Origin of the sequence: Halorubrum sp. 48-1-W (genome assembly GCF_003287355.1) — an archaeon.
Taxonomy (GTDB): domain Archaea; phylum Halobacteriota; class Halobacteria; order Halobacteriales; family Haloferacaceae; genus Halorubrum.
Genome location: NZ_QMIM01000024.1, coordinates 14,172 through 40,293, shown reverse-complemented (window position 1 = coordinate 40,293; position 26,122 = coordinate 14,172). Strand labels below are relative to the sequence as shown.

At 68.9% G+C, this 26,122-nt stretch carries 27 protein-coding genes; 23 read left to right on the top strand and 4 right to left on the bottom strand.

The genetic code is table 11. From position 1 onward, the window contains the following. Positions 1-45: 45 nt before the first annotated feature. Positions 46-1,215, bottom strand: a complete 1,170-nt coding sequence (locus DQW50_RS12020) for a dihydropteroate synthase (RefSeq protein WP_112079521.1) — start codon at positions 1,213-1,215, stop codon at positions 46-48. A gap of 509 nt (positions 1,216-1,724) precedes the next feature. Between DQW50_RS12020 and DQW50_RS12015 the strand changes: the two genes are divergently transcribed. The 5 genes from DQW50_RS12015 (at position 1,725) to DQW50_RS11995 (ending at position 4,876) form a co-directional block, all read left to right on the top strand. Continuing rightward, the gene (locus DQW50_RS12015; RefSeq protein WP_112079520.1) at positions 1,725-2,168 is read left to right on the top strand and encodes an SHOCT domain-containing protein; all 444 of its coding nucleotides are present in this window, start codon (positions 1,725-1,727) and stop codon (positions 2,166-2,168) included. 110 nt (positions 2,169-2,278) lie between these two features. After that, a complete protein-coding gene (locus tag DQW50_RS12010) occupies positions 2,279-2,887 on the top strand; it encodes a hypothetical protein (RefSeq protein ID WP_112079519.1) in 609 nt (202 codons plus the stop codon). Then, on the top strand, positions 2,887-3,795 hold the full coding sequence (locus DQW50_RS12005; RefSeq protein ID WP_112079518.1) for an RNA methyltransferase: 909 nt from the start codon (positions 2,887-2,889) through the stop codon (positions 3,793-3,795). Before DQW50_RS12010 ends, DQW50_RS12005 begins: the two co-directional genes overlap by 1 nt. Further along, positions 3,792-4,487, top strand: a complete 696-nt coding sequence (locus tag DQW50_RS12000) for an AzlC family ABC transporter permease (protein ID WP_112079517.1) — start codon at positions 3,792-3,794, stop codon at positions 4,485-4,487. Before DQW50_RS12005 ends, DQW50_RS12000 begins: the two co-directional genes overlap by 4 nt. Continuing rightward, positions 4,487-4,876, top strand: a complete 390-nt coding sequence (locus tag DQW50_RS11995) for an AzlD domain-containing protein (RefSeq protein ID WP_112079516.1) — start codon at positions 4,487-4,489, stop codon at positions 4,874-4,876. The genes DQW50_RS12000 and DQW50_RS11995 overlap by 1 nt, the downstream gene beginning before the upstream one ends. Before the next feature lie 81 nt (positions 4,877-4,957). Here the strand turns inward: DQW50_RS11995 and DQW50_RS11990 are convergent, their stop codons facing one another. Together DQW50_RS11990 and DQW50_RS11985 are read right to left on the bottom strand one after the other, a co-directional pair. Then, entirely contained in the window at positions 4,958-5,266 is a 309-nt protein-coding gene (locus tag DQW50_RS11990) for a hypothetical protein (RefSeq protein ID WP_112079515.1), read from the bottom strand. Between the two features lie 137 nt (positions 5,267-5,403). Then, the gene (locus DQW50_RS11985) at positions 5,404-7,329 is read right to left on the bottom strand and encodes an aldehyde ferredoxin oxidoreductase family protein (RefSeq protein ID WP_112079514.1); all 1,926 of its coding nucleotides are present in this window, start codon (positions 7,327-7,329) and stop codon (positions 5,404-5,406) included. A gap of 304 nt (positions 7,330-7,633) precedes the next feature. Between DQW50_RS11985 and DQW50_RS11980 the strand changes: the two genes are divergently transcribed. The 11 genes from DQW50_RS11980 to thiE all read left to right on the top strand — a co-directional run bounded on the left by DQW50_RS11980 (position 7,634) and on the right by thiE (position 18,336). Continuing rightward, entirely contained in the window at positions 7,634-8,116 is a 483-nt protein-coding gene (locus DQW50_RS11980) for a VanZ family protein (protein ID WP_198664669.1), read from the top strand. A 126-nt stretch (positions 8,117-8,242) separates the two neighbouring features. Continuing rightward, positions 8,243-9,337: an archaeosine biosynthesis radical SAM protein RaSEA gene (locus tag DQW50_RS11975; RefSeq protein ID WP_112079513.1), complete on the top strand. Its 1,095-nt coding sequence runs from the start codon at positions 8,243-8,245 to the stop codon at positions 9,335-9,337. Between the two features lie 170 nt (positions 9,338-9,507). Further along, positions 9,508-9,822 (top strand): DUF2209 family protein, encoded by a 315-nt coding sequence (locus DQW50_RS11970; RefSeq protein ID WP_241964408.1) that lies wholly within the window; start codon positions 9,508-9,510, stop codon positions 9,820-9,822. Next, positions 9,819-11,129 (top strand): GTPase HflX, encoded by a 1,311-nt coding sequence (hflX, locus tag DQW50_RS11965; protein ID WP_112079512.1) that lies wholly within the window; start codon positions 9,819-9,821, stop codon positions 11,127-11,129. The genes DQW50_RS11970 and hflX overlap by 4 nt, the downstream gene beginning before the upstream one ends. An 86-nt stretch (positions 11,130-11,215) precedes the next feature. Further along, the gene (fen, locus tag DQW50_RS11960; RefSeq protein WP_112079511.1) at positions 11,216-12,193 is read left to right on the top strand and encodes a flap endonuclease-1; all 978 of its coding nucleotides are present in this window, start codon (positions 11,216-11,218) and stop codon (positions 12,191-12,193) included. A 90-nt stretch (positions 12,194-12,283) separates the two neighbouring features. Continuing rightward, entirely contained in the window at positions 12,284-13,180 is an 897-nt protein-coding gene (locus tag DQW50_RS11955; RefSeq protein WP_112079510.1) for a complex I NDUFA9 subunit family protein, read from the top strand. A gap of 232 nt (positions 13,181-13,412) precedes the next feature. Beyond that, positions 13,413-14,591: a tubulin/FtsZ family protein gene (locus tag DQW50_RS11950; protein ID WP_198664668.1), complete on the top strand. Its 1,179-nt coding sequence runs from the start codon at positions 13,413-13,415 to the stop codon at positions 14,589-14,591. Positions 14,592-14,602: 11 nt separating this feature from the next. Further along, positions 14,603-15,316, top strand: a complete 714-nt coding sequence (locus tag DQW50_RS11945; protein WP_112079508.1) for a 2-phospho-L-lactate guanylyltransferase — start codon at positions 14,603-14,605, stop codon at positions 15,314-15,316. A gap of 81 nt (positions 15,317-15,397) precedes the next feature. Continuing rightward, positions 15,398-16,570 (top strand): 7,8-didemethyl-8-hydroxy-5-deazariboflavin synthase subunit CofG, encoded by a 1,173-nt coding sequence (cofG, locus tag DQW50_RS11940; protein WP_112079507.1) that lies wholly within the window; start codon positions 15,398-15,400, stop codon positions 16,568-16,570. A 155-nt stretch (positions 16,571-16,725) separates the two neighbouring features. Further along, complete coding sequence (locus tag DQW50_RS11935) at positions 16,726-17,586, top strand: mechanosensitive ion channel family protein (protein WP_112079506.1); 861 nt, start codon at positions 16,726-16,728, stop codon at positions 17,584-17,586. Positions 17,587-17,688: 102 nt separating this feature from the next. Continuing rightward, a complete protein-coding gene (thiE, locus tag DQW50_RS11930; protein ID WP_112079505.1) occupies positions 17,689-18,336 on the top strand; it encodes a thiamine phosphate synthase in 648 nt (215 codons plus the stop codon). A gap of 238 nt (positions 18,337-18,574) precedes the next feature. Here thiE and DQW50_RS11925 read toward each other — a convergent pair whose 3' ends face one another. Next, the gene (locus tag DQW50_RS11925) at positions 18,575-19,369 is read right to left on the bottom strand and encodes an SDR family oxidoreductase (protein ID WP_112079504.1); all 795 of its coding nucleotides are present in this window, start codon (positions 19,367-19,369) and stop codon (positions 18,575-18,577) included. 88 nt (positions 19,370-19,457) lie between these two features. Between DQW50_RS11925 and DQW50_RS11920 the strand changes: the two genes are divergently transcribed. The 7 genes from DQW50_RS11920 to moaA all read left to right on the top strand — a co-directional run bounded on the left by DQW50_RS11920 (position 19,458) and on the right by moaA (position 26,002). Beyond that, positions 19,458-20,957, top strand: a complete 1,500-nt coding sequence (locus tag DQW50_RS11920) for an NAD(P)/FAD-dependent oxidoreductase (protein WP_112079503.1) — start codon at positions 19,458-19,460, stop codon at positions 20,955-20,957. Positions 20,958-20,961: 4 nt separating this feature from the next. After that, a complete protein-coding gene (locus DQW50_RS11915; protein ID WP_112079502.1) occupies positions 20,962-21,933 on the top strand; it encodes a prenyltransferase in 972 nt (323 codons plus the stop codon). Next, entirely contained in the window at positions 21,930-22,859 is a 930-nt protein-coding gene (gene cruF, locus DQW50_RS11910; RefSeq protein ID WP_112079501.1) for a bisanhydrobacterioruberin hydratase, read from the top strand. The genes DQW50_RS11915 and cruF overlap by 4 nt, the downstream gene beginning before the upstream one ends. 107 nt (positions 22,860-22,966) lie before the next feature. Beyond that, a complete protein-coding gene (locus tag DQW50_RS11905; RefSeq protein ID WP_112079556.1) occupies positions 22,967-23,539 on the top strand; it encodes a diadenylate cyclase in 573 nt (190 codons plus the stop codon). A 127-nt stretch (positions 23,540-23,666) separates the two neighbouring features. Next, positions 23,667-24,092, top strand: coding sequence for a universal stress protein (locus DQW50_RS11900; protein WP_112079500.1), 426 nt, complete (start codon positions 23,667-23,669; stop codon positions 24,090-24,092). 55 nt (positions 24,093-24,147) lie between these two features. Next, positions 24,148-24,930: an MBL fold metallo-hydrolase gene (locus DQW50_RS11895; RefSeq protein WP_112079499.1), complete on the top strand. Its 783-nt coding sequence runs from the start codon at positions 24,148-24,150 to the stop codon at positions 24,928-24,930. Positions 24,931-24,997: 67 nt separating this feature from the next. Beyond that, positions 24,998-26,002, top strand: coding sequence for a GTP 3',8-cyclase MoaA (gene moaA, locus DQW50_RS11890; protein WP_112079498.1), 1,005 nt, complete (start codon positions 24,998-25,000; stop codon positions 26,000-26,002). The last annotated feature ends 120 nt before the right edge of the window (positions 26,003-26,122 follow it).

The following is a 26,122-nucleotide window of genomic DNA, read 5'->3' as shown; positions in this document are numbered from 1 at the left end:
CGGTCGAAACGTTGTCCACACGACGCCATAAACTTTCTCTTACTTCTAAGTGCCGTCGATCGTCCGGAGCGCGGCATCGAGCGCGGTTGAAACGCCGGAAGCGGCGGATACTACCGTCGATAGCTCGGTAGCCGTGCCGACGAGGACGCCGCGGGTCCGTTCAGCGGTGTCGTCGTCGCCACCGTGGCCCTCCCCGCCGACGACGAAGGCGGCGTCACACCCGTTCACAGCGGTCTGGAGCGCGCCGACCGCCTCCGGCGACAGTCCCGACAGCTCGTACGTGTGGACGACCGCCGCGTCGGCTATCTCGCGGGAGGCCCCGAGCCGGTCGAGGTGTCGCTCGGCCTCGCGGACCGTGGTCACGTCGAGCTCCTCTACGTCCACTGCGCCCCCACTACGGACGCGCGTCCGGGCGAACGCCTCCCCGATAAGCGCCGCGTCCCGGGTCTCGGCCACGTCGTGGGTGCGGATCACGTGTGCGCCACGCTCGACCGCCATCGAGGTGGCCGCGAGCGACGCCGGGAGCGCGGCCTCGGTGCGTCGCCCGACGACGTCGCGGAGGAAGTTCTTCCGGTTGATGGAGACGAGGATCGGTCGGCCGTAGCCGCGGAACTCCCGCAGCCGGCGGAACGTCTCGCGGTCGTCGGCGAGCGTCTTCTCTTCGGACCAGCCGCCGAACGCGGGGTCGACGAGCGTCTTCTCCGTGAACCCGTTCCGCGAGAGCGCGTCGTAGATCTCGTCGACGTCCTCGATCGCGCCCGGCTGACCGAGATCGGGCGGCGACGCCATCTTCGAGACGGCGGCGTCGTGTTCGGCGCACACGCGCGGCATCTCCGGATCGGCGAACCCACAGACGTCGTTGACCATGTCGAACCCGCGCGAGAGGGCCGCGTCGGCGACCTCGTGGTACCGGGTCTCGATCGACCAGACCGCGTCGCCGGCGGTCGACTCCAGCGTCTCCACGGCGGTGTCGAGCCGCTCCAACTCCTCCTCGGCGGAGAGCACGTCGAGGTCCTTGTTGGCCGACTCGAGTCCGACGTCGACGATGTCCGCTCCCTCGGCGATCAGTTCCTCGTCGACGTACTCCGCCGCCTCACCCGGGTCGTCGTACACGCTCGGATCGTACGGCGACTCCACGGAGACGTTCAACACGCCCATGATCCGGGGCGGGTAGTCGTCGCCGATCCCGAGGCCCACAGCGTCCACGTTTCGCATACCGGATCGAGGGTCGCGACGGTTAAAGCCGACCCGGAACCGGCGGGCGACGGGACGGACGATCCACCGCAACGATCGAAACGATCCACTACAACGATCCGTCGTGCGGTCGGCGTGCCTGCGAGCGCCCGGTAGGGCGCGAGCAGCCCGCGAGGGACGCGGTGAGCGCTCGGAGAGCGCGAACCGCGAGGCTGGGGAGGCGTGAGGTGCGGTGCTGTGCGGGGCGGGACTCAAAGGGGCAGTCTCGAGGCGGGCGCAGGTGACGTAAGCAGCGTGGCGCTCCGCGCCACGGGTAGCCGGCGCAAAGCGCCGGCGACAACGCGAGCGACCGAGGACCACAGCGAACGTGCGCCCGCCCCGAGACTGGGGCTTTGGCGGTGTTCACCGCGGTAGCAATGATGTACAGCCGAGCGAGTGGGACGTTGGAGATGTCTTCCCTGCAAGCAACGAAATCTCCCCCCTACAGATCCGACGGTACCGTTTTGTCCGTCTCCGTCGAATCCGGCCACATGACCGATCCGTCCCCGCTCGACCGTGCGAAGGCGAACGCGACCGAGATCGCCTCGACCGTGGTCACCGGCGTCTGGCTGGCCGCGCTCTTCCTCGGGTTCGGGTGGTGGCTCCCGTTCATGCTGTTCGGCTACGTCGTGGTCGTCCCGGTCGTCTCGATGCTGTTCGACGACGAGGAGGAAGAGGAGGGATCGGCGGAGGCCGGATCCGAGGACCGAAGCGAACGTGAATGGCGGGATCGAGAGGCCGACCGAGCCGAAGAGCCCCCCGAGGGAACCGCCGACGCGATCGACCGCCTCCGAACCAGATACGCCGAGGGCGACCTGACCGACGAGCAGTTCGAGCGCAAGCTGGACAAGCTACTCGAGACCGAGACGCCGGAGGACACAGCGGAGTGGCGGACACGGGAGCGGGACCGAACGCTCGACCGCGACCGGTCCTGAGGGGTTCGGAAACTCCCGCCGTGTATCCCGATCGACCGCGAACTCGCCGAGTACCGGAATCGTGGGCCCGGAAGGACGCGCTTTTATCCGCGCCGCGAGAACCAGTGGACATGGCGAAAGTGAGCATCGGCCTCCGCGGCTGGCGATTCGACGAGGAGGAGATCATCTCCGAGGACGGCGAGTTACGTCCCCTCGACGAGATCCCGGAGGAGCCCAGAGAGCGGCTCGTCAGGCTCGTGGGGCTCGTCGAGGAGCCGTGCGACGTCTGTTACCTCGAGTACGGCGACGCCGAAGTTCACCGCTGTCGACAGGCGGAGATCGTGTACGGCGAGCCGGGCGGTGAGGTCCTGCTCTGTGCCGAACACGAGCCCGACTTCATCTACTGGTTCCGCGAAGCCGGCGGCAGCGAGCACAAGGGCCGTCAGGAGTTCGGCGATCGCTTCCACGAGTGGGTCGCCGCCGGCAACGAGGCCCCCGACGGCTACGCGTCCGTCGAGCACGTCGAGGAGGACCCCGACGGGCTCCCCGACCTCCCGGACCAACAGGAGATCCAGGAGCGCCTCGAGGAGGGCTTCGAGGGCGAGCGGATCGACATCCGCGCGCTCGCCGGCGAGAAGCCGTCCGACGAGGGGGACGACGACACGGCGGACGACCGCCTCAGCGAGGACGAGCTGGCCGACGCCGACGTCGACCTCTCGACGGAGTATCCATCGAACTGATGAGCGAGGGCGACGCAGAAGACACTGGAGAGCGGAAAGACGGGCGCGATACGGGAGACGCGAAGGACGGGCGCGATACGGGAGACGCGAAGGACGGGCGAGACGCGCGAAACGTGAGCGAACCCGCCGGAACCCCGACACGCCGGAAGCCGGTGGTAGTCGTCGTACAGCCGGAGACGCCGGGAAACGTCGGGACCATCGCGCGGGCGATGAAGAACTTCGGGCTCTCGGACCTCAAGTTGGTCGACCCGCCGGAGCTGGACGAGGACGGCGAGGCGTACGGCTTCGCCGGCCACGCGCGTGAGGACGTCCTCCCGAACGCCGACGAGGTGACCTTCGAGGAGGTCGTCGAGAACTACCACACCGTCGGCACCACCGCGATCACCGGCGAGGACGACCGACGCCACGAGCGGTGGCCGTTCAAGACGCCCGTCGAGCTGCGGGAGTCGCTTTCGGACGTCGACGCGCCGACCGCGATCGTCTTCGGTCGCGAGGGACGCGGGCTCAACAACGACGAGCTCTCACGGCTCGACGAGGTGTGTTCGATCCCCGCTGCCGACGACTACCCGGTGCTCAACCTCGGGCAGGCGGCGACCGTCATCCTGTACGAGCTCCGCGAGCTCACCGTCGAGGAGACGCAGCTTCCGGACACCGCGGTCACCCGCGCCCCGGAGGCCGACGTGGAGCGGCTCCACGACCTCTTCGACGACTTCCTCGAGGCGACCGGCCAGCGCGAGCACCGGCGCGAGAAGAACGCGCTGTTGTGGCGCCGACTGCTCGGGCGCGCGCATCCGACCGAACGTGAGGTCCACTCGCTTCTGGGGACGGTCCGGAAGGCGACGACGAAGCTCGAACACGCAGACTACCTCGCAGCCAAACACGACGAGCCGGCCTATCCCCGCGAATGACTCGAACGAACGGAACCGTCCTCCACGAGGACCTGGTGGCCGGCGTGCGCGACGTGACGCCGCTGATGCTCGGGATCGTCCCGTTCGCGCTCGTCGCCGGGATCGCCGCCGCGGAGGCCGGGCTCACGCTGGCGGAGGCGGTCGGGCTGTCAGTGATCGTGTTCGCGGGTGCGTCCCAACTCGCCGCGATCGACCTCCTCGGGTCGAACGCGCCGCTCGCCGTCGTGATCGGCACCGCGGTCGTGATCAACCTCCGGATGGTGATGTACTCCGCGTCGATCGCGCCACACTTCGCCGAGTACGCCCGGCGAACGCGGGCCGCCCTCGCGTATCTGCTCACCGATCAGGCGTACGCGCTCTCGGTCGCCGAGTACGAGCGGAACGACGACCGTAGCCGATGGCGCTACTACTTCGGCGCGGCCGCGTCCCTGTGGCTGGTGTGGCAGATCTGTACGGTCGTCGGCGTCGTCGTGGGAACCGGCGTCCCCGACGCGTGGGGGCTCACGTTCGCGGTGCCGCTCGTGTTCCTCGCGCTCCTCGTCCCCGCGATGAAGGACCGGCCGACCACCGCGGCGGGCGTCGTCGGGGGCGCGGTCGCGGTCGCGGTCGCCGGGCTCCCGCTCAACCTCGGCCTCCTCGTCGGGGCCATCGCGGGGATCGGCGTCGGCTTACTGACGGAGGCGAGGACGTGATGACGGGACTTCCCGATCTCGCCGGCGCCTCCGTGCTCTCCGCGCTTCCCGGCCTCGTCAGCTCCCCGCGCGTCTGGGTCGCCATCGTCGTCATCGGGATCGCCACGTACTCGTTCCGGCTCTCGTTCATCCACCTGTTCGGCCGGATCGACGAGGTCCCCGAACGGATCCGCCGCCCGCTCAGGTACGTGCCGCCGGCGGTGCTCGCGGCGCTCGTCTTCCCGGATCTGATGACGATCCGACCGGGTCTCGTCGCGACGCTCGCCGACGAGCGACTGATCGCCGGCATCGCCGCGGGTGCCGTCGCCTGGCGGACCGAGAACGTGTTCGCGACCATCACTGTCGGCATGGTCGTGCTCTGGCTGTTCCGGTTCGTCGTCTTCGCGTAGCCCTCCACGCACGACCGAGGACGTCCCGGGTTTCAATCCGGCGGAGAGGGCGGGTCGCGCGACCCGTCCTCGAAGCTGGACTCACTCCTCACGGTCCGTGAGCCGGGTCGAACGCACGGGACCCGACGCGTCGCGGTCGGCGGTTTCGTGGGCTTCGTGTTCCGTCGCGTCCGCGATCCGCTGTACAGCGTCGGCGATCGAATCGAGGACGGCGAACGTCCGATACCAGAGGTACACGCCGACCGTCAGGAACCCCGCGATCAGGACAGCGAGGAGTAGTTGCGCGACGACCACGACGCCGTACACGAATACGAACAGGCTCACGGCTGCGAGAGCCGCCCCGAGTCGGGTGCGCAGTGCTTCGGAGGGAGAGAGCGGGTCGTGGACCATGTGTGACGCTACCGGCGGGATGACGTAAAAAATGGACGGCTCGAACCGCCGTCAGTCAGGATGGCCGTCGTCGGCCGGAGTCGGCCGGAGTCGTCGTCGGCCCGAACCTTCGTCGGCCCGAACCTTCGTCGGCCGGGTCAGTCGTCCGCGGGCGCCGCGGAGTCGCCGGCGGAGACTCCGGTGCCGGGTCCGACATCGATCCCCAGCTCGTCGAGCTTCTCGTCCGGGACGACCCCGTCGACCCAGCCACGGTGCTCGTAGTACTCCGCTTTCATCAGGTCGAGCTCGGCCAACTCGCCCTCGCTCGCGCCCTGCCCCGGGATCGCGTCCGGGTGGCCCTCCACGAACCGGCCGGGGAGGCTGTCGTCCTCGCCGTCGAAGCCGGCGAGGTTGTTGAAGTAGCGTTCGAGGTTGTAGATCCGCTCGCCCGCCTCGAACAGTTCGTCCTCGGTGACCTCCCTGCCCGTCATCCCGCTGTACTGGAGGACGTACTCCTCGATCCCCTCCGCGAACGCGTTGAACTTACAGATGTCGAACGAGTCCGAGATCGCGTGTAGGTCCTGGAAGGTGGCGGTTAACTCGCCTTTGCCCTCCCACTCGTAGGGGTCGACTTTCTCGGGGATCCCGAGGATCTCCGCTGCGGGCGTGTACCCCCGCAGGTGACACGCCCCGCGGTTCGAGGTGGCGAACGCGATCGCCATCCCCTTCATGCAGCGCGGGTCGTACGCCGCGATGCTCTGGCCTTTCACCGAGAGCTTGTTGTCGTGGGCGTCCTTCGCGTCGGCGAGCCGGTCGGGACCCTTCGCGAGGAGGTCGCCCAGTTCGCTCGAGCGGTTGCCGATCTCGTCGATGAGGTCGATCATCCGTTCGGAGTCGCCCCAGTCGATGCCGGCGTCGAGTTTGCCCTCCTCGGTCATCTCCATCGCCATCGCCATCGTGTTGCCGACCTCGATGGTGTCGACGCCCACGTCGTTACAGCGATCGAGCATCAGGGCTATCTCGTCGCGATCGGTGTGTCCCGCGTTCGGGCCGAGCGCCCACGCCGACTCGTACTCGTAGGACTCCATGCGGACGTTCATGTCCTCGCCCTTGTGGTTGAGCTGGACCTCGACCTCCTTCTTACACGCCACCGGACAGGAGTGACACGTCGGCTCGTCGACGAGGATGTTCTCGCGGACGTTCTCGCCGGAGACCCGCTCGGCGTCGACGTCGACACCCTCGGTCTCGTTGTACGCCTCCGTGGAGGTGTACTTCGCGTTCTTCGTCGGCAGCCCGTCCATCTCGTTGGTCGCGTTCATCAGGACGTTCGTGCCGTACATCGAGAGCCCGCCCTCGTTGGGCGCGGTCACGTCCGACTCCCGGATGACCTCCATCGACTGCTGGTACCCCTTCTTGAACGTCTCCGGATCGGCCGGCTTCGGCATGTCGGTGCCGCTCTTCACGACGACCGCCTTGACGTTCTTCGAGCCCATCACGGCACCCGTGCCGCCGCGGCCGGACGCGCGGTCGTCCTCGTTCATCACGCAGGCGTATCGGACGCCGTTCTCGCCGGCCTGTCCGATGGCCATCACCGAGAGGTTCTTGCCGACCGACCCTTCGACCTCCTCGCCGAGTTCGTCGATGGTGTCGTGGACGCCCTTGCCCCAGACGCGGGAGGCGTCGCGGACTTCCACGTCGCCGTCCTCGACGACGAGGTACACCGGGTCGTCGCTCTTCCCGTCGAGGAGGATACCGTCGAGGCCGGCCCACTTGAGGCGCGCGCCGGACCAGCCGCCGTGGTGCGAGTCGGTGACCGTCCCCGTGAGCGGGGACTTGGTGACCAACGCGATCCGGCCGCTCATCACGGTCTGCGTGCCCGTGAGCGGACCGGTCATGAACGCCAGGCGGTTGTCCGGCCCCATCGGGTCGACGTCCGGCCCGGCGTCGAAGACGTACTTGACGCCCAGCCCGCGCGCGCCGATGTACTTCTCGGCGTCCTCGTCGTCGATCCCACGGTACTCGACCGCTCCCTCGCCGAGATCGACCTGTGCAACTCGGTCCCTGTAGCCACCCATGTCAGTCATGTAATGCTCGTTCATTATAGACGGACCACAGCCTGTTAGCTCTTCACGTCGCGTCGAAACCGAAACCAGTTACACGGGTCCCGTCACGCCGGGGAGTCCCCGCCGAGCGAGTGAACGCGTCGACACGGGCACGCTCCCGTTGCGGACGGGAGACGGTGGAGAGCCGAGACCGGTTCACGGACGTTCTCATGGGTGGTTTCGCGGGCAGACGGGCGACGAGCACGACGGAGTCGGCGGTTTTTTCCGATAGTACACGTCACGGGCGCCGCGAAGAGCTATCCGCCCCCCGATCGAACGGGCGGTCATGAGCGACTCGAGGCGCGAGGGGTCGGCGGACGCGACCGAACACGGTGGATCGACAGACAGGGGTCGGGGCCCGACGCGTGCCACCTCCCGGGACCGCCGTCGACCGGCAGCCGCCTTCGCAGTGGTCGTTCTCGCCGTGTCGCTCGTTCCCGTACCGAACGTGGGTGGCGAGAGCGCCGGGGGAGGTCACGGTATACTCGAGGCCGTCGCCGGCGTGATCGCGCCGACGGACCCGTTCCACTTCGTCGGTTACGCGGTGCTCGCCGCGTTGTCGGCGGGCGCGACGGGCCGCGACAGCCGTGGACTGGTCGTCGCGGGGGCGGTCGCGGTCGCCTTCGGGTTCGGCGTGGAACTCCTCCAGATCGGGGTGCCCTGGCGGACCTTCGCGTGGCGCGACTCGCTCGTCAACGCGGTCGGGGCGACGGCGGGCGTCCTCGCCGTCGCGGTCAGGGCCGTTCGAGGGAAACGGACGTCGAAGTAGCAGACGGCGTGAGGTGGTGCGCCGTCGTCGCGTCGGCGACGTTCGTCCGCTTCGGGCTCGGGGTCGTGTTCGCCACCCTCCCGACGTGACGACACGGCTTTACGCGCTCGGCCGCTCTCCCCGACAATGAGTCAACCGAGCCCCGAGGCGTACGAGCAGGGGCGCGGCATGGACGCGCACAACGCGGTCATGCGCGACATCCGCGCCGAGCGCTCGGAGACGTACGACCCGACGGAGCCGACCCGGGTCTGGATCGACGAGGACAACACCCCTGACGGGGTGGTGAACTCGCTCACGATCATCTTGAACACCGGCGGCTGTCGCTGGGCCCGCGCCGGCGGCTGTACCATGTGCGGGTACGTCGCGGAGTCAGTCGAGGGCGGTAGCGTGAGCCACGAGGACCTCCTCACCCAGATCGAGGCGTGTCTCGACCACGAACGCGAGAACGCCGAGGAGCCAGCGGAGCTGATCAAGATCTACACCTCCGGCTCCTTCCTCGACGAGCGTGAGGTCCCCGCGGAGACGCGCCGGGCGATCGCCGAGACGTTCGCGGACCGCGACCGGATCGTCGTCGAGTCGTTGCCGGACTTCGTCGACCGCGAGAAGATCGGCGACTTCGCCGACCACGGGATCGCGACCGACGTGGCGGTCGGGCTCGAAACCGCGACCGACCGCGTCCGGCGCGACTGCGTGAACAAGTACTTCGCGTTCGCCGACTTCGAGGAGGCCTGCGGCGAGGCTGAAGCCGCCGACGCTACGTTCGACGCCGACGTGGGCGTCAAGGCGTATCTACTTCTGAAGCCGCCGTTCCTCGCGGAGCCGGAGGCCGCCGCGGACATGGTCGACTCGATCCGCCGATGCGCGGACGTCGGGGGGTGTCACACCGTCTCGATGAACCCGACGAACGTCCAGCGGTACACCATGGTCGACGAGCTGTTCTTCGAGGGCGGCTACCGGCCGCCGTGGCTCTGGACGGTCGCACACGTCCTCGAGGAGACCGCCGACGTCGACGCCATCGTCGTCTCCGACCCGGTCGGGCACGGTTCCGACCGGGGCGCGCACAACTGCGGCGAGTGCGACGACCGGGTCCAGACCGCGATCAAGGACTTCGACCGCCGGCAGGACCCGACCGTCTTCGAGCAGGTGTCCTGCGAGTGCGAGGCGACCTGGGAGGTCGTCATGGCGGAGGAGACGAGCTACAACATGCCGCTGGCCCGGTAACCGGACTCTCGAACCCGTCGAGCGAGAAATTCAAGCCGGAGGGGGATCTACGGCCACCATGGCTCGAACGCGCACGGCGTGCGTCCACACGACCGAGGTGGACGGCACCCGTCCCTGAGGTCGTCGGCGTCGACATCAGCGGCCGCCACGAGGAGGACGGCGAGTACCTGATGGTCGCGGCCGCGGTCCACGCCCGGATCGACTCCAGCCGCATCCGTTCCGTCGAGGGGATCGGGTTCGCCAGCGTGCGCGAGGGGCCGACCCTCGAGGCGACCGTGGACCTCGTCGCCGAGGCGGTGGGGAACCTCCCGGAGCCGCCGGCCTGTCCGGTCGTCTCCGAACACGGCGAGTTCTACGAGGAGCCCGCGGAGCTGGTGGGGCTGAGCTTCCAGCCCGATTTTAAATACGTCGAGAGCATAGGTGAACGCGAAACAGTGCAGGCCGCACATCACGCCGCGTACGCCGCTCGGGGGTTGCTCCTGTGAGTGACGACTCCAGCCGGGCAGTCGTGGCCAAGCGCGTCGACGCCGGCAACGCCGACCTGACCGAGATATCCCGGCTCGCGGAGGCCGCGGGCTACGAGGTCGTCGGCGGGCTGGCCCAGACTCGCACCGAGGACGCCGCGTTCATGTTCGGGGAGGGGAAGGTCGCGGAGCTCCGCGACCTCGTCCGCGAGCGGGACGCCGACTGCGTCGTGATCGACAACGACGTGGGGCCGTATCAAACGTTCAACATAGGGAAGAAACTTCCCGAGGGCGTCGAGGTGATCGACCGGTTCACGCTCATCCTCGAGATCTTCGGGCAGCGCGCGAACACCCGGAAGGCCCAGCTCCAGGTCGAACTCGCCGAACTGCGCTACGAGCTGCCGCGCGCGGAGGCGAAGGCCAGCCTGGCGAAACGCGACGAACGGCCCGGCTTCATGGGGCTCGGCGAGTACGACGAGAGCGTCGAGCGCGACATCAAACGCCAGATATCGGAGATCCGCGACGAGCTGGAGTCGATCGCGGAGAAGGAGCAGGCCCGCCGCGAGCAGCGCCGCGACTCCGGGTTCGACCTCGTCGCGCTTGCGGGCTACACCAACGCCGGGAAGTCGACGCTGATGCGGCAGCTGGCCGCCGAACTCGACGTCGACGAGAACGAGGACCGCCACCCGGACCTCGAACGAACCGCCGAGTCGGAGGACATGCTGTTCACCACGCTCGGCACGACGACCCGTCGGGTGGAGATGGAGAAACGGGACGTCCTGCTCACGGACACGGTCGGGTTCATCGCGGACCTCCCGCACTGGCTCGTCGAGTCGTTCGAGTCGACGCTGGACTCGGTGTACCGCGCGGACCTCGTGTTGCTCGTGGTGGACGCGAGCGAGCCGGTCCCCGAGATGCGCGAGAAGCTCGTGACGAGCCACGACACGCTGTACGAGCGCAACGAGGCCCCCATCGTCACCGTCTTCAACAAGATAGACCGGCTCGATCCCGGCGAGCTGGCGGACAAACGCGCCGCGCTCTCGGGGCTCGCGCCGGACCCGGTCGCCGTCTCGGCGCGGACGGGCGCGGGCGTCGCGGAGCTCCGCGACCGCGTGGAGGCCGAGCTACCGGAGTGGGAGCGCGAGCGACTGATGGTTCCCGTCTCCGACGACGCGATGAGCCTCGTCTCGTGGATCCACGACCACGCCCACGTCGACGAGGAGACGTACGCCGACGAACACGTCACGCTCGCGTTCGAGGCCAAGCCGTCCGTCGTGTCTCGCGCGCGCTCGAAGGCGGCTGAGCTGGCTCCGGCGAGTTCGACGTAGCGCGTCCGGCCGTCTTCCTCCCGATCGCTCCGGCGTCCCGCCGCCGTCTCGACCGTTTAATAGCCCGCGAGCCCATCGGACGCGTAATGGGAAACGCGGACCTGCGCGACCTCGCGTCGATACGCGAGGTCGCCTTCGAGGAGCTGGAGGGGAGCGTCGTCGCCGTCGACGCGCACAACTGGCTGTACCGCTACCTCACGACGACGGTGAAGTGGACGAACGACGGCGCCTACACGACCGCCGAGGGAGTCGAGGTCGCCAACCTGATCGGGGTCGTCCAGGGGCTCCCGAAGTTCTTCGAACACGACCTGGTCCCGGTGATGGTGTTCGACGGAGAGGTGACGGAGCTGAAGGCCGACGAGGTGACCGACCGCCGGGAGAAACGCGAGCGCGCCGAGGAGCGCCAGGCGGCCGCAGTCGAGCGGGGTGACGCGATCGAGGCGGCCCGGCTCTCCGCGCGGACCCAGCGGCTCACCGACACCATCCAGGAGACGACCCGTGAGCTGTTCGACCTGCTCGACGTGCCGGTGGTCGAGGCCCCCGCCGAGGGGGAAGCTCAGTGTGCGCACATGGCTGCGACGGGGAGCGTCGACCACGCGGGAAGCGAGGACTACGACACGCTGCTCTTCGGCGCGCCGACGACGCTCCGACAGCTGACGAGCAAGGGCAACCCGGAGCTGATGGACCTCGAGGCGACACTCGAGGAGCTCGGCCTCGACCGCGAGGGGCTCGTCGACGTCGCCATGCTGTGTGGAACCGACTTCAACGAGGGGGTCCACGGTGTCGGGCCGAAGACGGCGGTCTCGGCGGTGCGCGAACACGGCGACCTGTGGGGCGTCCTCGAGGCGCGCGACGCGTCGATCCCGAACGCGGAGGCGGTCCGCGAGTTCTTCCTCGACCCACCGGTCTCCGACGTTGGCTTCGACGCGACGATCGACCCGGACGTCGAGGCCGCACGGGCGTACGTGGTCGAGGAGTGGGGTGTCGACGCCGACGAGGTCGCTCGCGGGTTCGAACGCATCCGGGAGTCACGGGTCCAGACCGGCCTGGACCGGTGGACCTGACGTCGAACACGTTGGGTGTCGTTGACACGTGTCGTTCGAGCGTCTGACGCCGCGGTAACTTTACCTTCGTTCCTCGCAAACCGAAGGGATATGAAGGTGCTGGTAGCCGGCGGAACCGGGTTCATCGGGTCGTACCTCTGTCGCGCGCTCGTCGAGGACGGCCACGAGGTGACCGCGATGTCGAGTTCGCCCGCCGAGACCCCCGAAGAGGTCGACTCCGCCGTCGGCGACGTCACGGCCTACGACTCCATCGCGCCCGCGGTCGAGGGCCAGGACGCGGTGGTTAACCTGGTCGCGCTCTCGCCGCTCTTCGAGCCGAAGGGCGGCAACGTCATGCACGACCGGGTCCACCGCGGCGGGACCGAGAACCTCGTCCGGGCTTGTGAGGAGGCCGGCGCCGACCGGTTCCTTCAGCTGAGCGCGCTCGGCGCCGACCCCGACGGCGACACGGCGTACATCCGGGCGAAGGGGGAAGCCGAGAGGATCGTCCGCGGGAGCGATCTCGACTGGACGGTGTTCCGGCCGTCGGTCGTCTTCGGCGAGGGCGGCGAGTTCGTCTCCTTCACGAAGCGGCTCAAGGGGATGTTCGCCCCGGGCGTGCCCCTGTATCCGCTTCCCGGCGGCGGCAAGACACGCTTCCAGCCGATCCACGTCGAGGACCTCGTCCCGATGCTCGTGGCTGCTCTGGAGTCCGACGTATACGTCGGCGAGACCTACGAGGTGGGCGGTCCGGAGGTGCTGACGCTACGACAGGTGACGGAGCTCGTCTACGAGGCCGAACGGAAAGGCGTACGGATCGTTCCACTACCGATGCCGCTCGCGAAGGTCGGCCTCTCGGTGCTGGGGATCGTCCCCGGGTTCCCGATGGGCGGGGACCAGTACCGGTCGTTGAAGTTCGACAACACGACCGCCGACAACGACGTCGACGCGTTCGACGTCGACGAGGCGGAGATGACCACGCTCTCGGCGTATCTGGGGATCGAATGACCGTCGACCCCGTGGGGACCGCCACCGGGGGAATTGACAAGAGAATTATATCAGAGATCGGCGCCCGGACAGCACGCCCAACAGCCCCCCAGACGAGGCTCACCGGATCGGCCGACCGCGAGGAGATGAAGGGCGGATCGGGGCGAGTGCGGATCTCAGGTCTGGTAACGTCACCAGAAGCCTTATGTTCCAGATCCCACTCTGGTCGTTTCAAAGACGGAGGGAGTCCACTATGAAACTGGCAATGATCGGGTTCGGACAGGCGGGTGGGAAAGTCGTCGACAAGTTCCTCGAGTACGACAAACGGACGGGCTCGGAGATCGTGCGCGCCGCGGCTGCGGTCAACACGGCCAAGGCCGACCTCATGGGGCTCGAACACATCCCCGAGAGCCAGCGCGTGCTCATCGGGCAGTCCCGGGTGAAGGGTCACGGGGTCGGCGCGGACAACGAGCTCGGCGCGGAGATCGCCGAGGAGGACATCGACGAGGTACAGGGCGCGATCGACTCGATCCCGGTCCACGAGGTGGACGCGTTCCTCGTCGTGGCGGGACTCGGTGGCGGCACCGGCTCCGGGGGCGCGCCGGTGTTGGCCAAACACCTCAAGCGGATCTACACTGAACCCGTCTACGGGCTCGGCGTGCTACCCGGCAGCGACGAGGGCGGCATCTACACCCTGAACGCGGCCCGATCGTTCCAGACGTTCGTCCGCGAGGTGGACAACCTGATGGTGTTCGACAACGACGCCTGGCGGAAGACGGGCGAGTCCGTCCAGGGCGGCTACGAGGAGATCAACGAGGAGATCGTCCGGCGCTTCGGGATCCTGTTCGGCGCGGGCGAGATCCAGCAGGGTCAGGAGGTCGCGGAGAGCGTCGTCGACTCCTCGGAGATCATCAACACGCTCTCGGGCGGCGGCGTCTCCACGGTCGGCTACGCCGAGGAGGAGGTCGAGGAGCGCAGCTCGGGGGGGCTGCTCTCCCGGCTCCGCAACGACGACGGCGGCGACGAGCTCGACAGCGCCCACACCACGAACCGGATCACGAGCCTCGTCCGCAAGGCGGCGCTCGGCCGGCTCACCCTTCCCTGTGAGATCGAGGGCGCGGAGCGGGCGCTGCTCGTGCTCGCGGGGCCGCCCGAGTACCTCAACCGGAAAGGTATCGAGCGCGGCCGGAAGTGGCTCGAAGAGCAGACCGGCTCGATGGAGGTCCGCGGCGGCGACTACCCGTACCGCGGTGCGGGCTTCGTCGCCACCGTGATCCTGCTCGCGGGTGTCACGAACGTCCCCCGGATCAAGGAGCTCCAGCAGGTCGCCATCGAGGCGCAGGACAACCTGGACGAGATCCGCCAGGAGAGCGACCAGAACCTCGACGACCTCGTCAGCGACGACGGCGACGAGCTCGAGTCGCTGTTCTAGGCGACCGCCGAATGGAGGTCCTCGTCCCCTTCTCCGCCGACCGGCCGAAATCGCGGCTCGCCGACACCCTCTCTCCCTCCGAGCGGGCCGCGTTCGCGCGGGCGATGCTCGCCGACGTGCTGTCAGCGATCGTCGACGCCGGCGGGGATCCACGGGTTCTCGCGACCGACGAGATCGACCCGACCACAGCGCCCGCGACCGCCCCGCTCGACCCGCCGGTCACCGTCGACGACCGACCGCTCACCGACGCGGTGAACGCGGCGCTCGAGGAGCGCCGTCCCGGCGAGGCGGTCGGCGCGGTCGCCGTCGTGATGGCCGACCTCGCGCTCGCGACCCCGGAGGCGCTCGAACGGCTGTTCGGCGGAGCGGTGACCGGTCGTCGCGACGGCGACGCCGACACGCCCCGACACGCCGAAACGACGGCGCCGGCCGACGTGACGATCGCGCCCGGCCGCGGCGGCGGAACCAACGCCCTCGTCGTCTCACACCCACGGTTCCGGGTCGACTACCACGGCGCGTCCTACCTCGATCATCGCCGGATCGCGGCCGAACTCGGCGCGACGGTCCGGACGGTCGACTCCTACCGGCTCGCGACGGACGTCGACGAACACGCGGACCTCGCGGAGGTGTTGCTCCACGGCGACGGCGCGGCTGTGAGGTGGCTCCGGGAGGCCGGGTTCGCACTCGACGCCGACGGCGGCCGGGTCGGCGTCGTCCGCGAGTGAACGCGGCGATCGCTTCCGGTGGAACCACGACCGTTGTCCGGGACCGCGACGCTTTTTGAACTCGACCGCGGAGGGTGGTGCGTGTTCGTGGGTACAGCGGAGTACGGGATCGACATCGACGTCGACGGCGGGGCGGTCGAGCGACTGCTCTCCGTGGGTCCCGCCGACGTCGACACGGCGGACGGGCTCACGTTCGCGCGGAACGTCTTCGTGCCGCTGACGACCGCCTGCCGGTACACCTGTACGTACTGTACCTACTACGACGTGCCGGGCGAGGCCTCGTTGCTCTCGCCCGAGGAGGTTCGCGAGCGGTGTCGGATCGGTGCGGACGCGGGGTGTACGGAGGCGCTTTTCACCTTCGGCGACGATCCGGATGACCGGTACACGCGGATCCACGAGCGACTCGACGACTGGGGGTTCGACTCGATCCACGACTACCTCTATCGCGCCTGTGAGATCGCCTTGGAGGAGGGACTGCTCCCGCACTCGAACCCGGGCGATCTCACCGAGGCGCGATTCCGCGACCTGCGGGAGGTGAACGCCTCGATGGGCGTCATGCTGGAGACGACCGCCGACGTCGACGCCCACAGCGGGGGACGCCGGAAGACGCCGGGCCAGCGGCTGAACACGATCCGCGCGGCGGGTCGGCAGGGCGTCCCGTTCACCACGGGGATCCTCGTGGGGATCGGCGAGGGGTGGCGGGACCGCGCGGAGAGTTTGCTCGCGATCGCCGAGCTCCACGGGCGGTACGGCCACGTCCAGGAGGTGATCGTCCAGAACGTCGTGCCGAACGAGCGGTCGGACTTCGCGAAACCGGACCTGGAGACGATGCGACGGGTCGTGGCGATGGCGCGGGCTGCGTTGCCGTCCGAGGTGTCGGTTCAGGTGCCGCCGAACCTCTCGCCCACGGCCGACCTCGTCGACTGTGGCGTCGACGACCTCGGCGGCGTCTCCCCCGTCACCGACGACTACATCAACCCCGCGTACGCGTGGCCCGACCTCGAGGGGCTCCGGGCGGTCGCGGACGCCGGCGGGATCCCCCTCCGCGAGCGGCTTCCCACCCACGCCCGGTACCTTCCGGCCGAGATCCGCCCCGCGGGCGTGGACCCGGCCTCGGCTCCGGCGAACCGCGACGCGTGGCTCCCGCCCGCGGTCCGCGACCGGATCCGCACCGACGACGTCCACGGCCGGCGGCTCAGGGCGGTCGCCCGCGGCGAGGGGCCGCTCGACGCTCGACCGGCGGGCGACGACTGAGATCGGTCGCTCGTGTCGGTCGACCGCGGTAGCGAACGTACCGATCGACATCGGTAACGAACGCGCCGATCGGCCGCGGTAACGAACGCGCCGACCGCCGATAAACAACTGCGCTGCCAGTAGCTTCTTTAAATACCTCTCCGAATGGGCCGACAATGCTACCACTTCAGTTCGGGTTAACGGGGATCGCGGGGGCGGTCACGGGAATACTGATCACCGCGTTCCTGTTCGTCGTCGGATTCGTCGCCGTGTTGCTGCTCGGGAAGGTCCTCTTCGTGCCCGGCGTGGAGCGGACGATCGAGTCCCGAGGGCTGGACGAGGCGGTCAAGAGCCTCGGGTCGAGCGTCGCGAACGCGGTCGTCTGGGTCGCTGCGATCGCGATCGGGTTCACGCTCGCGGGGTACGGCGCGTTCCTCTCGGCGTTCGCCGTCTTCGGCGGCGCGATCGCGCTCGCGGTCGGGTTCGCTGCCCAGGACCTGCTCGGGAACTTCGTCGCGGGCGTGTTCATCCTGAAGGACAAGCCGTTCGAGGTCGGCGACTGGATCGAGTGGGAAGGTAACGCGGGTCGGGTCGAGGACATCGACCTCCGCGTCTCGCGGGTCCGGACGTTCGACAACGAGCGGGTCACGGTGCCGAACGGCGACCTCGCGAACAACGCGGTCACGAACCCGGTCGCCTACGAGACGCTCCGTCAGAAGTTCGTCTTCGGCATCGGCTACGACGACGACATCGCACAGGCGACCGACATCATCGTCGAGAAGGCGGAGGCTCACGAGGACATCCTCGACGACCCCGCCCCCTCCGTTCGGCTCGTCGAACTCGGCGACTCCGACGTGGGGCTCCAGTCCCGCTGGTGGATCGCCGATCCCGACCGCGGCGACTTCGTCCGCGTGCGCTCGGAGTACGTCACCGCGGTGAAGGAGGCGTTCGACGAGGCCGGGATCGACATCCCGTACGTCCACCGCCAACTCACCGGGAGCGTCGAGGTCATCGAATCGGTCGCAGCCGACGAGTAGACCCGTCGTAGTTCCCGTTTTCTGCCTTCCTGCGTACGGGATCCGATCGCTTCAGCCAGGCTCCCGAAACCGTTTTGCTTCGACCACTTAGACATACTACCGATGAATACGACACCGGACCCGTCGTCGTGGCGGACCTACCTCGTGACGGGAGCCGAGTACTCGGCGGGACGGGAGACGCCGACCGTCGTCGCCGACGCGTTGGCCGGGGGGATCGACGTCGTCCAGCTCCGCGAGAAGGGTACCGACGCGCGGAGCCGGTATCGCCTCGGGCTTCGCCTCCGCGAGCTGACCGCGGAGGCCTGCGTTCCCCTGATAGTCAACGATCGGATCGACCTCGCAGCGGCGGTCGACGCCGACGGCGTCCACCTCGGCCGGTCGGACCTCCCGGTCGAGGTCGCCCGGGAGCGTCTGGGTCCCGACGCGATCGTCGGCGCCTCGGCGTCGACCGTCACGGAGGCGAGGGAGGCGGTCGCCGCCGGTGCGGACTACCTCGGCGTCGGGGCGGTCTACGGCACGGACTCGAAGGAGGTCTCGGGCGACCGTGACGGGATCGGTCTCGAACGCGTCGCGGCGATCGCCGGGGCGGTCGACGTCCCCGTGATCGGGATCGGCGGGATCGACGCGGGCAACGCGGCGAGCGTCGTGGAGGCGGGCGCGACCGGCGTGGCGGTCGTCTCCGCGATCACCGCTGTCGCGGACCCGCGTGCGGCGACCGAGGCGCTCCGGGAAGCGGTCGCTCCCGAGTGAGTCGACGCCGAACGGCGAGCCCGGATCGGCGTGTCCTCGGCGCTCGGGAACCGGGAGACCGGATCGGGGGCTGGCGAACAGGCGGTGCGTGTCGGTCGGGAGGCGTGTCGGTCGTGGAACCGCGTCCCTCCTCCCGAAACCGCGCGGGACCACACCGCACACCCGCGTTCCCCCGCACGGCGGTCGAGCGCGTCACGTGACGGGGTGTGTCGGCATCTGATAAGAGGTGACGCCCGGACTACCGCGTCGCTTTCTTCCACTCGCGGAGTCCCACACGCTCGCCGTCAAGCTTCTCTGCGGGCGCGTCGGTCGCCGCCCAGACGAAGAGCGGCGCGACGCTTTCCGGGTCGCGGGCGCGCTCCATCCCGGTGAGGTCGGTGGCGACGAGCCCCGGGTCGACGACGCCGACCGTCGCGTCGACGTCGGCGGCGAAGCCACGGGCGACGGCCTCCGCCGCAGCCTTCGAGACCGCGTACGCGCCCATTCCCGCCTTGGACTCGTGCGCGACCGAGCCGGAAGGAACGAGGACGCGTGCCTCGTCGGCGAGGTGCGGAACCACCTCGCGTATCGTGGCGAACACCCCGCGCGCGTTCGTCCGCATCGTGTCGTCGAACTCGCGGTAGCTCAGCCGGTCGGTCGGCGACTCGCCCGGCGCGCCGTGGAAGACGGCCGCGTTGGCGAGCACGACGTCGATCGGGCCGGCCTCGCCGACGACGCGCTCGAAGAAGCGTTCCAGGTCGAACTCGTCGCGGACGTCGACGCGGGCCCCCCAGGCGGTTCCGGCGACGGGGTCGGCGACTTCGGTGTCGGCGGCGTCGGTAGCGTCGTCGAAATCGGCGTCTCCCACAGAGTCGCTGGTGGACCTATCGCCGTCCCCGCCCGTCGACGTCCCGTTCAGCTCCGCGACCGTCCGATCGACGGCGTCGCCGTCCCGTCCGGAGACGGCGACGAACGCGCCGGCGTCGACGAACGCCTCTGCCACCGCCCGTCCGATACCGCTTGTGGCCCCGGTGAGCGCGACCGTTTTATCCATCGACGATCGGTACGGGCGTCGACGACTTAGTGGTACCCACCGCCGTCGTCGTGGTGGTATTTATACGGGTCCCGTCCAAGGATAGAGTATGGACGTGGCCCCGGACATCGACCCCGTGGCCGGCGAGTCGGTCGTCGTTATCGGCGGCGGGTTCGGCGGCCTCTCGACGGCTTGTTACCTCGCCGACGCCGGCGCTGAGGTCACCCTCCTCGAGAAGAACGGACAGCTCGGCGGGCGCGCGAGCCGCCTCGAGGCCGACGGGTTCCGCTTCGACATGGGCCCGTCGTGGTACCTCATGCCCGACGTGTTCGAACGGTTCTTCGATCACTTCGACCGCTCGCCCGAGGAGTACTACACGCTCACGCACCTCGACCCGCACTACCGCGTGTTCTGGAAGGACGGCGACCGGGTCGACGTGCTCCCAGACATGGACCACAACCGCGAGCTGTTCGAGGCGTACGAGCCCGGCGCGGGCGACGCGCTCGACGACTACCTCGAGGAGGCCGAACGCACCTACGAGATCGGGATGGAACACTTCGTCTACGAGGACCGCCCCCGCCTCCGCGACTACGTCGACCGCGACGTGCTCCGGTACTCGTGGGGGCTCTCGCTGCTCGGCAAGATGCAGGGTCACGTCGAGGGGTACTTCGATCACCCCAAGCTCCAGCAGCTGATGCAGTACACGCTGGTCTTCCTCGGTGGGTCCCCGACGAACACGCCCGCGCTGTACAACCTGATGAGCCACGTCGATTTCAACATGGGCGTGTACTACCCCGACGGCGGGCTCGGTGCGGTCGTCGACGGGATCGTCGACCTCGCCGGGGAGCTCGGCGTCGAGTTCGTCACCGACGCGGAGGTGACCGGGATCGAGGGTCGGTACGGCGCGTTCGCGGTCGACACCGTCGACGGCGACCGCTACCTCGCCGACGTCGTCGTCTCGAACGCCGACTACGCCCATACGGAACAGGAGCTGTTGCCCGAGCGAAAACGGCAGTACACCGAGGAGTACTGGGAGTCGCGGACGTACGCGCCCTCGGCGTTCCTCCTGTACCTCGGCGTCGAGGGCGACGTCGAGGAGTTGGCCCACCACACCCTGGTGTTGCCGACGCGGTGGGAGGAGCACTTCGCGCAGATCTTCGACGAGCCGGCCTGGCCGGACGACCCCGCCTACTACCTCTGTGTGCCCTCGAAGACGGACGGCACGGTCGCCCCGGAGGGTCACAGCAACCTCTTCGCGCTCGTCCCCATCGCGCCGGGGCTGGAGGACACGCCGGAGCTACGCGCCGAGTATCGGGACCTCGTGCTCGACGACATCGCGGAGAACACCGGGACGGAGCTTCGCGACCGGATCGTCTTCGAGGAGACGTTCTGTGTCGCGGACTTCGCGGACCGGTACAACAGCTACGAGGGGAGCGCGCTCGGGCTCGCACACACCCTCCGACAGACGTCACTTTTCCGACCGCCACACCGTTCGTCGGCGATCGACGGGCTCTACTTCACCGGCGCGACCACGACGCCCGGGATCGGCGTCCCGATGTGTCTGATAAGCGGGGGACTGACCGCCGAACGGATCGCGGACACGATCTGAGGCCGTGACCGGAACCCCCCTCGATACGGAACGAGCCGACGACGAGTGGAGCCGTGACCCCGACGGCGATGGGAGCCGTGACCCCGACGACGAGGGGAGCCGTGACCCCGACGGGAGGGACTCGCTCGCCGACCACCTTCGATACCTGTTCGTGCTCTCTCGGCCGCGCTTCTGGCTCTACCTCGCCGGCCCGGTCGCGGTCGGGGTCACCTACGGTATCGACGGTCTCGATGGCCTGTTCACGCCCACGACGGTCGCGCTCGCCGGCTACTTCCTCGTCCCGGCGAACGTCTTCCTCTACGGCGTCAACGACGTCTTCGACGCCGACATCGACGAACACAACCCCAAGAAGAGCGACCGGGAGGCGCGCTGGCAGGGGAACCGTCCCGCCCTGCTGGCGGTCCTGGGGGCCGCCGCCATCGGCGTTGGGACGTTCACCATTACGCCCCGCGTCGCGTGGCCGTTCCTCGCCGGCTTCTTCGTCCTCGCTGCGGGGTACAGCGCGCCGCCGCTGCGGTTCAAGACGATCCCGTTCGCGGATTCGGCTTCGAACGGGCTCTATATCCTCCCGGGAGCCGCCGCGTACGCCACGGTCGCGGGGGCGGTCCCGCCGGCCACAGCGCTCGCGGGCGCGTGGCTGTGGACGATGGGGATGCACACGTTCTCCGCGATCCCCGACATCGAGCCCGACCGCGAGGCGGGGATCCGGACGACCGCGACGGTGCTCGGTGAGTCGCGGACGTACGCGTACTGTCTCGCCTGCTGGGTCACGGCGGCGATCGCGTTCGCCGCGGTCGACGTCCGGCTCGGCGCGCTTCTCGGGATCTATCCCGTCTTCGTGGCCTGGGTCGCGACCTCGTCGGTCGCCGTCGACCGCGCCTACTGGTGGTTCCCCGCACTCAACACCGCCGTCGGGACGCTACTCGCGATGGGCGGGCTCTGGCGGGTCTACCCGGTCTGGGAGGCGCTCGGATGAGCGACGACGGCTCGTCGACGACGGCCACGAACCCGGAGGCGGACGCGGGCTCCGAGGGGGCCACGACCCCCGGGACGGGCACAGCCCGCGACCGTTTGCCGAGCACCCGCGGGGGTGTCGAGGCGTCCCTCGACCGGATCGTCCGCGAGAACCGGTTCACTATCGCCGTGTTGTTCCCGGCGGTCGGCGCCGTCACGCTGGTCGGGAGCGCGGAGGGCTGGGTCCCGGAGCCGTTCGCCTTCCACCCCTGGTTCGTGCTGTTCGGCGTCGTCGTGATGCGGTCGCCGCTCGTGGCGGGGATCTTGCCCCTCTTCGACCGGCGGGCTGTAGGCTGGCTCGCAGTCCTCGTCTCGTACACGTACCTCATCGAGAGCGTCGGGGTTCGGACCGGCTGGCCGTACGGCGGGTTCGAGTACGCGATCGACCTCGGGCCGATGCTCGGCGGGGTTCCACTCGCGCTCCCCGTGTTCTTCATTCCGCTCGTGGTCAACGCCTACCTGCTCTGTCTGTTGCTCCTCGGCAGTCGTGCCTCGAACGGCCCGGTCCGACTGGTCGCCGTGAGCGCGACCGTGGTCGCGATGGACGTGGTGTTGGATCCGGGAGCGGTGGCCCTCGGCTTCTGGACGTTCGGCGGCGGTGCGTTCTACGACGTTCCCCTATCGAACTACGCGGGGTGGGTGTTGTCGGCGGTCGTCGCGGTGGTCACGCTGGATCGGGCGTTCGACACGGACGCGGTCCGCGAGCGGCTGGCGTCGTGCGAGTTCATGCTCGACGACATGGTGAGTTTCGTGATCCTCTGGGGCGGGATCAACGTCTGGTTCGGGAACGCCATCCCCGCGCTCGTCGCGCTCGCGTTCGGCGTCGGCCTCCTCAGGACCGACCGGTTCGACGCCGGCCTCCTGCGCCCGTCGTCCGCGAGCGAGTAGCGGGGTCGGCCCGGGCTCCGACTCGAAATCCCTTATATGCGGGACGCCCGTTGGAGTAGGTATGGAGACGAGCGTCGCCGACGAGGGTGGACACGAACGGGGAGGCGATGAGTAGACTCGCGATCGAGTACGGGTCACACCAACGCGTTCGGGAACTGATCGACCGCCTGCGGTTCTGTGCGGAACACGTGAGCCTCGATTTCGACGGCTGGGAGGAACCGCACGTGAAGGGACCCGGGCTGTACTTCGCGGTCGTCGCCGACCGCGAGTACGGCTCGTACGCGGACCCCATGGGCGACAACCGATGGCCGCGCGACCAGTGTCGGTCCGTCTTCGACGAGGACGCGTTCGTCGAGGCGACGGAGGCGGTGAGTCTCGAGGGTGACGGCGGGATCGTCGTCGCGGTGGACGGCGAGATCGAGTCCCAAATGCTCCGGTTCAGGGACCTCGGCACCGGAAGCGAGGAGGCCGATCTCACCGACGACGTCGGCTACGAATCGTGGATGGGATCGCGACACATGAGCGCCATCGAGACGTCGGTCCGTCCCGAGGTCGTCGCCACGGTAACCCTGAGCGAGGAGACCGGTCGAGTGAGCGTCTTCCGGGACGGCGAGGCCGAGTCGGCGACGCGGTCGGAGATCGGCGGACCCTGGCGTGCGGAGGGAGCCGACCCGAGATGAGTCGAGCGAGTCGATCGACGACCGAAGCGTGACAGGGGCGGGTGGAACCCCGGGCGAGCCCGCGCGGAACCCCACCCGATGAGGAGACGGCCCCATTCTTATACCGGTTCCGCGCGAACGGTCGACCATGTACGACGACGTGCTGATCCCGACCGACGGCAGCGAGGCGGTCGACCGAGCGCTCGATCACGCGATCCCGCTGGCGAGCGACCACGGCGCGACCGTCCACGCGCTGTACGTCGTGGACCGTCGCGTGGCGAACGCGAGCTCCGGCGACCTCCACGACGAGGTCATCGCGGACCTCGAATCGCAGGGTAAAGCCGCCGTCGCCGCGGTCGCGGAGCGGGCCGAGGAGGCCGGACTGGACGTCGAAACACGCGTGCGCCAAGGCACCCCGGACACCGAGATCGTCGCGTACGCGGAGGCGGAGGGGATCGACGTGATCGTGATGAGCCCCGAGGGGAAATCGCCGCGCGAGCGGATCCGATCGCTCGGGAGCGTCTCCGACCGCGTCACCGACGACGCGACGGTACCCGTGTTCCTGATCAAGTAGCGGCGTCGAGCGCTCGGTCGTCAACTTACTTGTCCGCCGGGGCACACGCCCGAGTATGGACCTCACCGTCCTCGGTAGCGGAAGCGCGATGCCGGTCCCCGACCGGGTCCAGGCGGGGTACCTCCTCGAGGAGCGCGAGGGCGACGACGATCGGTCGCTCCTCGTCGACTGCGGTAGCGGCGTGCTCCATCGGCTCGCCGACACCGACTCCGGCTACGAGGGGGTCTCGACCGTCCTGCTCACGCATCACCACCTCGACCACGTCGCCGCGCTGCTCCCGCTCGTGAAGGCGCGGTGGCTGGCCGGCGAGGAGTACCTGGAGGTCGTCGGCCCGACGGGGACCAAGGCGCTCGTCGACGGCCTGCTCGACGTCCACGACTACCTCGACGGGCGGATCGACCTCGCGCTCCGCGAGGTGCCGGCGGGCCGGGCGTTCACCGCGGGCGGGTTCGACGCCGTCGGCCGCGAGACGCGCCACTCGATGTCGGGGCTGGCGTATCGGTTCTCGCCGCCGAACAGCGACGACGACCCCGCCGACGGGCCGCTCACGCTGTCGGGCGACTCCGAGGCGTTCGCGGGGCTCGCGCGCTTCGCGGACGGCAGCGACGTGCTCGTCCACGACTGCTCGTTCCCCGACGGGACCGACGTCTCGAACCATCCGACGCCCACCTCGCTCGGGGCGTCGCTCTCGGACGTCGACGTCGGGACGCTACTGCTTTCACACCTCTACCCGCACACCGGCGGCAGAGAGACGGAGATGACTGCGAGCGTCCGGGAGGCGGGCTTCGACGGCGACGTCCGGGTCGCTGTCGATGGACTCCGAGTGCGGATCCCGTAACCTCTCAAAGTTACGTTCCTCCCGGATCGACCCGGATGTTTAAACGTTCGTGCGGGTATCCATCGGTATGGCCGAGCCGCTCGCGGACGATTTCGGACGGGAGGTTACGGGCGTTCGGGTCTCGCTCACCGACCGGTGTAACTTCGACTGTATCTACTGTCACAACGAGGGTCTCGGCGACACGCGCGGCCCGATGGAGCCCAGCCCGGACGAGATGAGCGCCGACGACGTGGTCCGCTTCCTGGAAGTCGTCGAGGGCTACGGCGTCGACTCGGTGAAGTTCACCGGCGGCGAACCCATGCTTCGACAGGACCTCGAGGAGATAATCGAGCGGACTCCCGACTCCATGGAGGTCTCGATGACGACGAACGGGACGTTCCTCCCGGGACGCGCCGAGGACCTGAAGACGGCGGGGCTCGACCGCGTGAACGTCTCACAGGACGCGCTCGACCCCGACGACTTCGCCGCGGTGACGAAGTCGGGCGCGTACGAGCAGGTGCTCGAGGGCGTCAGGGCCGCCGTCGACGCCGGGCTCGACCCCGTGAAGCTCAACATGGTGGTGTTCACCCACACCGCGGGCTACGTCGAGGAGATGGTCGAACACGTCGCCGAAAACGAGGGGCTCCAGCTCCAGCTCATCGAGTACATGCCGGAGCTGACCGGGAAACCGGAGTGGAACATCGACATCGGGCGTGTCCACGACTGGCTCGCCGAGGAGGCCGACCGGATCGAACGACGGGAGATGCACGACCGCAAGCGGTACTTCGTCGGCGAGGACGCGGACGGCGAGGGTGGCGGGATGGTCGAGATCGTCGACCCCGTCGAGAACGAGGAGTTCTGTGCCAACTGCGGCCGCGTCCGCGTCACCCACGAGGGGTACCTGAAGGGCTGTCTCAACCGCAACGACGACCTCCGGTCGATGGGGGAGATGAGCCGCGAGGAGATCGCCGAGACGTTCGAGGCGGTCGTCGAGAACCGGGTCCCCTACTACGGCGAGTACCTGATAGAAAACGACGAGGGCGAGTACGAGATCAACGAGGAGTACCTCGGGACGCCGAACGTCGCTGACTGAGGCTTTCCTGCCGGCACGGATCGTTTCCGCTACGATACGGTGCGGTGGCGCGCCGGTGAGCGGGTGCGTCAGCACCCGCGAACCGCCCGCGAGGGAGTTGCGAGCGCGAGAGCGCGAGCA

Coding starts and splice junctions, on each gene's coding strand:
- DQW50_RS11955 (WP_112079510.1), top strand. CDS start 12,284: ATGAAGGTGCTGGTAGCCGGCGGAACCGGGTTCATCGGGTCGTACCTC.
- DQW50_RS11925 (WP_112079504.1), bottom strand. CDS start 19,369: ATGGATAAAACGGTCGCGCTCACCGGGGCCACAAGCGGTATCGGACGG.
- DQW50_RS11920 (WP_112079503.1), top strand. CDS start 19,458: ATGGACGTGGCCCCGGACATCGACCCCGTGGCCGGCGAGTCGGTCGTC.
- DQW50_RS12005 (WP_112079518.1), top strand. CDS start 2,887: ATGAGCGAGGGCGACGCAGAAGACACTGGAGAGCGGAAAGACGGGCGC.
- DQW50_RS12000 (WP_112079517.1), top strand. CDS start 3,792: ATGACTCGAACGAACGGAACCGTCCTCCACGAGGACCTGGTGGCCGGC.
- thiE (WP_112079505.1), top strand. CDS start 17,689: ATGAATACGACACCGGACCCGTCGTCGTGGCGGACCTACCTCGTGACG.
- DQW50_RS11975 (WP_112079513.1), top strand. CDS start 8,243: ATGAGTCAACCGAGCCCCGAGGCGTACGAGCAGGGGCGCGGCATGGAC.
- DQW50_RS11990 (WP_112079515.1), bottom strand. CDS start 5,266: ATGGTCCACGACCCGCTCTCTCCCTCCGAAGCACTGCGCACCCGACTC.
- DQW50_RS11995 (WP_112079516.1), top strand. CDS start 4,487: ATGACGGGACTTCCCGATCTCGCCGGCGCCTCCGTGCTCTCCGCGCTT.
- DQW50_RS12010 (WP_112079519.1), top strand. CDS start 2,279: ATGGCGAAAGTGAGCATCGGCCTCCGCGGCTGGCGATTCGACGAGGAG.
- DQW50_RS11945 (WP_112079508.1), top strand. CDS start 14,603: ATGGAGGTCCTCGTCCCCTTCTCCGCCGACCGGCCGAAATCGCGGCTC.
- DQW50_RS11935 (WP_112079506.1), top strand. CDS start 16,726: ATGCTACCACTTCAGTTCGGGTTAACGGGGATCGCGGGGGCGGTCACG.
- DQW50_RS12020 (WP_112079521.1), bottom strand. CDS start 1,215: ATGCGAAACGTGGACGCTGTGGGCCTCGGGATCGGCGACGACTACCCG.
- DQW50_RS12015 (WP_112079520.1), top strand. CDS start 1,725: ATGACCGATCCGTCCCCGCTCGACCGTGCGAAGGCGAACGCGACCGAG.
- moaA (WP_112079498.1), top strand. CDS start 24,998: ATGGCCGAGCCGCTCGCGGACGATTTCGGACGGGAGGTTACGGGCGTT.
- fen (WP_112079511.1), top strand. CDS start 11,216: ATGGGAAACGCGGACCTGCGCGACCTCGCGTCGATACGCGAGGTCGCC.
- cruF (WP_112079501.1), top strand. CDS start 21,930: ATGAGCGACGACGGCTCGTCGACGACGGCCACGAACCCGGAGGCGGAC.
- DQW50_RS11905 (WP_112079556.1), top strand. CDS start 22,967: ATGAGTAGACTCGCGATCGAGTACGGGTCACACCAACGCGTTCGGGAA.
- DQW50_RS11985 (WP_112079514.1), bottom strand. CDS start 7,329: ATGACTGACATGGGTGGCTACAGGGACCGAGTTGCACAGGTCGATCTC.
- DQW50_RS11895 (WP_112079499.1), top strand. CDS start 24,148: ATGGACCTCACCGTCCTCGGTAGCGGAAGCGCGATGCCGGTCCCCGAC.
- DQW50_RS11950 (WP_198664668.1), top strand. CDS start 13,413: ATGAAACTGGCAATGATCGGGTTCGGACAGGCGGGTGGGAAAGTCGTC.
- DQW50_RS11900 (WP_112079500.1), top strand. CDS start 23,667: ATGTACGACGACGTGCTGATCCCGACCGACGGCAGCGAGGCGGTCGAC.
- DQW50_RS11970 (WP_241964408.1), top strand. CDS start 9,508: ATGGTCGCGGCCGCGGTCCACGCCCGGATCGACTCCAGCCGCATCCGT.
- DQW50_RS11980 (WP_198664669.1), top strand. CDS start 7,634: ATGAGCGACTCGAGGCGCGAGGGGTCGGCGGACGCGACCGAACACGGT.